Origin of the sequence: Nostoc sp. 'Peltigera membranacea cyanobiont' 232 (assembly GCF_002245985.1) — a bacterium.
Classification (GTDB): Bacteria; Cyanobacteriota; Cyanobacteriia; order Cyanobacteriales; family Nostocaceae; genus Nostoc.
Window position 1 is genome coordinate 19,128 of the sequence record NZ_NOLK01000102.1, and the last position, 8,790, is coordinate 27,917.

An 8,790-nucleotide genomic window follows, 5' to 3' on the forward strand; every position below is an offset into this window, starting at 1 on the left:
CGGGATGAGCGCAATATGATGAGCATATTTGTCAGTATTCCCGGATATCAAGTAAGTGAATAACTCTACAATAATTCCATAAATCATGTTAACTAACTTGTTCGATCATACCATTGCCAAACCCTTGCGAAATATTCCTTTACAAGCAGTTGTCATTGTGCCTTTTGTCTTGCAAATTACAGCAGCAGTGGGACTCGTAGGCTATCTCTCATTCCGCAATGGTCAGCAAGCAGTGAATGACCTTGCCAGCCAGTTGCAAAGCGAAACATCGACTCGCATTCAAGCCGAGATCGCTGATTATTTGAAAGTTCCACAGCTGGTCAATCAAATCAACGTTGATAATCTAAACCGGGAGCAGTGGAGTTGGCAAGATATCAAAAGTCAGGAACGTCAAACCTGGCATATGCTGCGACTGTTTTATCCTGCGGTCAATGCTGTCACGATTACTACGGATCGAGCTACATTGCGCGGTTCTGAACACTATGAGCAAGCCCTAGTTTCAGCCGTAGACGGTCGGGGCGACTCTCTGCGGCTCTATGTTCCAGATGATCGGGGAAATAAGACTGAGTTGATTAAGTTCGTGCAAAACTATGATGTGACATCTAGACCCCTTTACGCGCTGGCAAGACAGGCAGGCCAATCGGTATGGATTCTTTTTCCTCACATTGCCACAAAGCAACTGCTCTTGTGCTTTTCGCAACCTGTTTACGATCGGGACAAAAAACTGGTTGGAGTCGTAAGTGCGTTTCGCTCCCTTGCCGCCATGTCCCAATTCCTCAACAGCTTTCAAGTCAGCGCCACTGGTGAAATGTTTGTGATCGAGCGATCGGGACTGCTCGTAGCCAACTCAACCTCTGAAAAGCCTTTTACTGTCGATAGTAATGGCAAGGAACAACGCCTCAAAGCCAGCGAAAGCAGCAATCCACTTATCCGCCAGACGGCTCAGTATCTTGATACTCGCGTCGGAGGGCTAACAGGCATCAACGGCACCCAGCAGCTTGACTTTACCATCGACCGGGAGCGGCAGTTCGTCCAAATCACCCCCTTGCAGGACGACAAAGGGCTGGACTGGCTGGTCGTGGTGGTGGTGCCTGAAAAAGACTTCATGGGACAAATCAACGCTAATACCCGCACCACCATTCTGCTCTGTCTGATAGCATTGGGCGTTGCTACAGGCTTTGGCATCCTGACGGCTCAATGGGTAACTCGACCCATCCTGCGCCTCAACCAGGCAGCAAAAGATATCGCTAAGGGAGATTGGAATGATGGAGTTGAACTCGATCGCAATGATGAGTTGGGGCAATTGGCACTCTCCTTCAACCAGATGGCAGAGCAACTACAGGAATCCTTTGCTACCTTGGAACAGCGAGTGAGCGATCGCACCGCAGATTTAGCAGAATCAAATCAACAACTAGAACAAGCCAAAGAAAAAGCAGAAGTAGCGAATCAAGCCAAAAGTTCCTTCATTGCCAACATGAGTCACGAACTCCGCACCCCCCTCAACGCCATTTTGGGGTTTGCACAACTGATGACTCGCAGCAAAACCCTCTCCACCGAACATCGGGAAAGTGTGAGTATTATTACTCGTAGTGGCGAACATCTACTGACATTGATCAATAATATTCTCGATCTATCCAAGATAGAAGCTGGGAAAACTACCCTGAATCCCAAACGGTTCGATCTCTATCGCTTGCTGAGTGATGTAGAAGATATGTTCCGACTCAAAGCAGAGGACAAAAGGCTCCAGTTGTTGTTTGAATATTTGCCCAATTTACCCCCTTATATACAAACCGATGAAGTGAAGCTACGCCAAGTGTTGATTAACTTGATCAGCAACGCAATTAAATTTACCGATGAAGGAGGTGTGGCGCTCAAGGTGATGGCAATCAATCCCCCAGAATTGCCTACTTCCCAACCACTAACCCTACATTTCGAGATCGAAGACTCTGGTGCAGGCATTGCGGCTGAGGAATTAGATAAATTGTTTGAAGCCTTTGCCCAAACCCAAACCGGAAAAAATGCCCAGGAAGGAACTGGATTAGGATTACCAATTAGCCGCAAATTTGTGCAGCTAATGGGCGGGGAGATGACCGTCAGTTCTCAGGTGGGGTATGGCACTGTTGTAAAATTTGACATTCAAGCGATCGCTGTTGAGGCAGTAGATGAGGAAAGGGTGCAATTGCAGCGACAGATTATTGCCCTAGAACCCGATCAACCGCGATACCGGATCTTAATTGTGGATGATAAAGACATCAATCGCCAGATTTTAATCAAGTTGCTTACTCCCTTGGGATTTGACCTCAAAGAAGCGGAGAATGGTCAAGAGGCGATCGCTATTTGGCAACAATGGCAGCCCCACTTGATTTGGATGGATATGAGAATGCCTGTACTTAATGGCATTGAAGCTACACAGTACATCAAAGCGCAAGCCAACGGCAACTCCACCAAAATTATCGCTTTGACTGCCAGCAGTTTGGAAGAAGAACGGTCGGCAATTTTAGCAGTTGGCTGTGATGACTTCATGCGAAAGCCGTATCGGGATTACGAAATTCTCTACGCAATGGAAAAACATCTTGGTGTGCGCTATGTGTACGAGGAAACAGACAATCTACAACATCAGCCACCACAGCCATCTACAATAGTTCAACTGCAACCATCTGACTTAAAGGTGATGTCGGCTGAGTGGCTGACAGAATTTCACGCCGCCGCTACCACTGGACGGGAGAAACGGCTAATTGCACTCATTGAACAGATTCCCGATCAACAGTCAGCAATGGTAAAAGCTTTGAACGAGTTGGTAGATAACTTTGAGTTCGACACTCTAATCGAACTGACTCAATTTCTTCCTTAGTTATTTTTAGGACTTACGTATAAACGCGAAAAAATGAAATATGCCTAATCGTAAAACCACATATTTCGTAGGGGTTTAGCACTGCTAAACCCCTACAACATCGGTCTATTAAGCATCAATATAATCATTAATCAAAGCCTGAAAAAAGCCATTTTGGTCAAATGATAACACGATTAATTTGTACAGTGCATAAGTCCTGATTTTAACTATGATTCTCCTACCTAAAACAGAAATTCTTGTGGTCGATGATTTGCGGGACAATCTGCGCTTATTGTCCAATCTCTTGCGATCGCAAGGATACGAGGTGCGTACAGCCATCAATGGGACAATGGCACTGCGATCGGCTCAGTCAGAAACTCCCGCTCTGATTTTGCTGGATATCAATATGCCTGATATTGATGGCTACGAAGTCTGTCGCCAACTCAAAGCTTCTGAAGAGACTCGCAATATCCCGATAATTTTTATTAGTGCGCTCGATGATGCCCTAGACAAGGTAAAAGCATTTCAGGTGGGCGGCGTGGACTACATCACTAAGCCTTTTCAGGTCGAAGAAATGTTGATTCGCATTGAAACCCAACTGAAGGTGCAACGCTTCACTCAAACCCTAGAACAGCAAGTTGAACAGCGAACTGGTGAAGTTTCCCAAGCTTTGCATCATCTCCAGCAAGCGCAGATCCAGTTAGTACAGCAGGAGAAGTTGTCTGCGTTGGGCAATCTTGTGGCTGGCGTTGCTCATGAGATTAACAATCCCATTGGCTTTATTGCTGGCAACTTGAATGAGGCACAGCAAAGGGTGCAAGAGTTAATGGAGCATCTGAATCTATATCGCGATCGCGCCCCAGAAGGAGATATTGCCAACCATGCTGAGGAGATTGATTTAGATTATCTTCTGGAAGATTTACCCAAGATGATTGACTCCATGAAAATGGGGTGCGATCGCCTCAAAAATATCAGCACCAGTTTAAGAACTTTCTCCCGTGCTGACCAAGATTATAAAGTGCCGTTTAATATTCACCAAGGCATTGATAGCACCATTCTCATTCTCAAACATCGTCTCAAGGCTAATGAACAACGTCCCGCTATTGAAGTGATAACTGACTATGGGAACTTGCCTCAAATTGAGTGTTTTCCTGGACAATTAAATCAGGTATTTATGAACATCTTAGCAAATGCTATTGATGCTTTAGAGGAGTCAAATGATGGGCAAAGTTTTGAGGAAATTAATCACAATCCTAATAAAATTAGCATTAAAACATCAGTCGAATATCAACTAGTCAAAATATCAATTGCTGATAACGCTAAGGGAATGAGCGAAGAAGTGAAACAAAAGATATTTGACCATTTATTTACTACGAAAGCTGTTGGTAAAGGTACAGGATTGGGGTTGGCGATCGCTCGGCAAATTGTTGAAGAAACCCACGGCGGAAAATTGAGTTTTAACTCAGTTCTAGGTGAAGGAACAGAATTTATCATTGAAATTCCGGTATGATTTTTAGCGGTTTTTGGTAAACAACTTCAAATATTTGGGAATACTAAATCTGGAAATCTTCAGGATTTAGCAGCATGGTTAGCACTTTAGTCAGTATTCCCGGATATCGCGTCTATGATTTACTCTACAATGGTTCCAGAACCCTGGTTTATCGAGGATATCGAGAAACTGACTCGTTACCTGTAGTGATTAAACTGCTGAAAAATCCTTATCCCAGCTTCTCTGAACTCTTGTCGTTTCGCAATCAATACACCATCGCCAAAAATCTTAACCATCCAGGAATTATTCAAACTTATAGCCTAGAACCATACCAAAATGGCTATGCGTTGGTGATGGAAGACTTTGGGGGCATATCCCTTAAGGATTTTGCCAAGGTAGAGAGGTTATATGTAACGTCTCTAAAGGAATTTTTGCTCTCTGCTATATCTCTGTGTAACACATTAGATATTGTCATTCGTCATCGCATTATTCATAAAGATATTAAACCCAGTAATATTTTAATTAATCCCGAAACCAAAGAAGTTAAATTAATTGACTTCAGTATTGCATCTTTGCTACCAAGAGAAACCCAAGAAATTCAAAATACCAACGCTCTAGAAGGCACACTTGCTTATCTTTCGCCAGAGCAAACTGGAAGAATGAACCGGGGAATTGACTATCGCAGTGACTTCTACTCATTAGGTGTCACATTTTATGAATTACTCACCGGACAATTACCATTTGTCTCAGACGATCCGATGGAGTTGGTGCATTGTCATCTTGCCAAAAATCCCATTGCCGTACATCATCACAATCCCAATATTCCCTTAATTTTATCTGAAATCGTCAGTAAGTTAATGGCGAAGAATGCCGAAGAGCGCTATCAGAGTGCCTTGGGAATCAAGCATGATTTAGAAATTTGTCTAAGTCAATTACAAGCCACTGAGAATATTGAATATTTTACATTAGGAGAGCGAGATATTAGCGATCGCTTCCTCATCCCCGAAAAACTCTACGGCAGAGAAACTGAAGTATTAACCCTCCTCCAGGCATTTGAAAAAGTCAGCCTTGGGACAACAGAAATGATGTTGGTAGCAGGTTTTTCTGGGATTGGGAAAACTGCCGTTGTCAATGAAGTTCATAAACCCATTGTCCGGCAACGCGGTTATTTTATTAAAGGGAAATATGACCAATTCCAGCGCAATATTCCCTTCTCGGCATTTGTGCAAGCATTCCGAGATTTAATGGGGCAATTGCTTTCAGAATCAGATGCACAACTACAAGCCTGGAAAACCAAGATTCTCGAAGCTGTTGGCGACAATGGACAAGTCTTGATTGACGTAATTCCAGAACTAGAACGCATTGTTGGTACTCAACCTCCAGCTATAGAACTATCAGGAAGCGCTGCCGAAACCCGCTTTAATCTGCTGATGCAGAAATTTGTGCAAATCTTCACAAGTATTGAACATCCCTTAGTGATGTTTTTAGATGATTTGCAATGGGCAGATTCCGCATCGCTAAAATTGCTGCAATTATTGATGTCAGAAACAGGACATTTATTAATCTTGGGTGCATATCGGGATAATGAAGTCTCACCGGTTCACCCATTCATCCTGACTGTAGATGAAATCGTCAAAACTGGGGCAGTGGTCAATACGATTGTTCTGCAACCATTAAGCGAACTAGATATGAATCAGTTGGTGGCAGATACCCTGAATTGCGAATTATTGCTAGCCCAACCTTTGACAAAATTAGTCTATCAAAAAACTCATGGTAATCCTTTCTTTGCTACCCAATTTCTCAAGGCATTAAATGACGATAATCTAATTACCTTTGACCCCCCTCAATCCCCCACCCCCCTTGGTAAGGCTACGGTGTACACACAAGTTATCGAATCACTACCAGTTCTCGAATTACCCCACCCTAACCCTCCCCTTGGAAAGGGGAGGGAACTAGATTTTCTTGTTTCCCCCCTTGACAAGGGGGGATTAAGGGGGGTAAAACCCGGATCTCAAAGTAACTCCGATTTGTGTGTACACGGTAGCCTTGGTAAGGGAAGACAAGGGGGGTGGCAGTGTGATATTGCCCAAGTCAGAGCCTTAGCAATTACTGATGATGTGGTCGAGTTTATGGCACTGCAATTGCAGAAGTTGCCGAATAAAACTCAGAATGTTCTCAAACTAGCAGCTTGTATTGGAGCGCAGTTTGATTTGAATACGCTGGCGATTGTTTCAGAACAATCCCTAGAAACAACGGCGGCTGATTTATGGAAAGCGTTGCAAGAAGGGCTGATTATTCCGAATACGGAAATCTATAAATTCTTTATTCAATCTGATAGTACCTCGGTTTCTAATGCCGCAGCTAATCCGATTTATCGGTTTTTGCATGACCGAGTTCAACAAGCAGCTTATTCCCTAATTCCTGATAACCAAAAAAAAGCAACTCATGTCAAAATTGGACAGCTACTTCAACAAAACTTTTCCGAAATAGAACGAGAAGAAAAACTTTTTGATATTGCCCTTCATTTGAATTTAGGAATTGAATTAATTAATCAACAACAGGAACGAGAAGCCTTAGCGAAACTTAACTTCAAAGCTGGCAGTAAAGCCAGAAGTTCAACTGCATACACTGCCGCCAAAGTGTATCTACAAACTGGAATTGATTTACTAGAGGTCGATTGTTGGCAACATCAATATGAACTAACTCTGAATCTGTATGTGACGGCTGCGGAAGTTGCTTATTTGAATGGTGACTTTGAGGGTATGGAACAACTAGCCGCAGTGGTATTGCGACAAGCACAGACTATTTTCGACAAAGTGAAAATCTACGAAATTCAAATCGTGGCACAGACGGCTCAGATCCAAATATTAACGGCGCTGGCAGTGGGAACAGAGGCTCTAGCCCAATTTGGGGTGGATTTCCCGACGGAAGTAGACGAAGCCAAGATTAGCAACGCCTTACAAGAACTGAACCAGCAACTAAATGGCAGAGAGATTGCTGGGTTGATCGATCTGCCCGTGATGAGCGATCGCACCGCGATCGCCGCGATGCAATTGTTAAGAATGTTGATTGCACCTGTGTTCCAGGGAATGCCAGGTTTACTGCCCCTGTTGAGCGCGACAATGGTGCGGTTGTCGCTCCAGTTTGGTAATGACAAAGCCTCGACAGTCGGCTATGTGATTCATGGCATGGTGCTATGTTCAATTCTTGGTGAAGTCGAAACAGGCTACGAGTTTGGTAAATTATCACTCTCCTTGCTGGAGAAGTTGAATGCTCAGTCCATGAAATCCATCACTCTCAACCTATTTGGGAATTTCATTCAGCATCAGCAACAATCATTCTTGGCAACGCTACCAACCATAAAAGATAGTTACATCATTGGTATGGAAACAGGTGATTTTCTCTTTGGTGGCTACGGCATAGCAAATTACGCCTATGTTGCGCTTTTTGCAGGTGTAGACCTCGACACGTTGGCACCGGAATTGACTGGTTACAGTGCTGCCTTGGCTCAATTGAAACAAGATTCAGCGCGGATTATTTTGGGCATGGTGCGGCAAACAGTGCAGCAGTTCCGAGAAACGGTGAGCCAGCCCGATTGCTTAATAGGCACTGCCTACGATGAAACGGTGATGATTCCTAAGCACCACGAAGATAAGAATCTCACAATGATCGCCTTTGTTTCTACTTACAAACTGCTGCTTGCCTACTACTTTGGCAATTATCAGGCTGCCCTCGACTATATCACCCAAGGCAAGTCCTATTTGATGGCAGCATCGGGAATGGTGCATATTCCCACTTTCCATTTCTATGCAGCCCTGACGTACTTGGCACTTGTTCCCACAAAGTCAGAAATTGAGCTTTCTGTAATTCTCGCCGAGTTTAAAACCTATGAAACTATTCTGAATCAGTGGGCGCACAATGCCCCGATGAATCATCAGCATAAATGGCATCTTGTGGAGGCCGAAAAGTGTCGAGTTTTCGGTAACAAATTGGAAGCAATGGAGCAGTACGATCGCGCGATCGCCACCGCCAAAGAAAATCAATACCCCAACGAAGAAGCATTAGCCAATGAACTAGCCGCTAAATTCTATCTGGATTGGGGCAAAGAAAAAATCGCTCAAACCTATATGACTGAAGCTTATTATTGTTACACCCGTTGGGGAGCAAAAGCTAAAGTTGTTGATTTAGAAACCCGCTATCCCCAACTACTCGCCACAATTTGGCAAAAACAGCAACCATCTTTCACATCTACGGAAACGATGATTGCGATCTCTTCTCACACGATTCAGACTTCCAGTTTCAATAATGTTAGCCTCTCCGAAGCCCTGGATCTGGCGACCATTCTCAAAGCTTCTCAATCTCTATCGAGTGAAATTGAGTTGGATAAATTACTCTCAACCCTACTTGAGGTGATACTGGAAAGTGCGGGAGCGGATAAATGTGCGTTGCTGATGCCAAAAGGCTCACACCC

General features: G+C 43.9%; 3 protein-coding genes. All 3 read left to right on the top strand.

The genetic code is table 11. The features are described 5' to 3' along the window. Positions 1 to 85 precede the first annotated feature (85 nt). Positions 86 to 2,851 carry a hybrid sensor histidine kinase/response regulator gene (locus CDG79_RS27130; RefSeq protein WP_094344877.1) on the top strand — a complete coding sequence of 922 codons (2,766 nt, stop codon included), beginning with the start codon at positions 86 to 88 and terminating at the stop codon, positions 2,849 to 2,851. Positions 2,852 to 3,059: 208 nt separating this feature from the next. Beyond that, positions 3,060 to 4,340, top strand: coding sequence for a sensor histidine kinase (locus CDG79_RS27135; RefSeq protein ID WP_094344878.1), 1,281 nt, complete (start codon positions 3,060 to 3,062; stop codon positions 4,338 to 4,340). A 74-nt stretch (positions 4,341 to 4,414) separates the two neighbouring features. After that, positions 4,415 to 8,790: ATP-binding protein (locus CDG79_RS44050; protein ID WP_223278346.1), on the top strand; the 4,376-nt coding region annotated here is incomplete at its 3' end.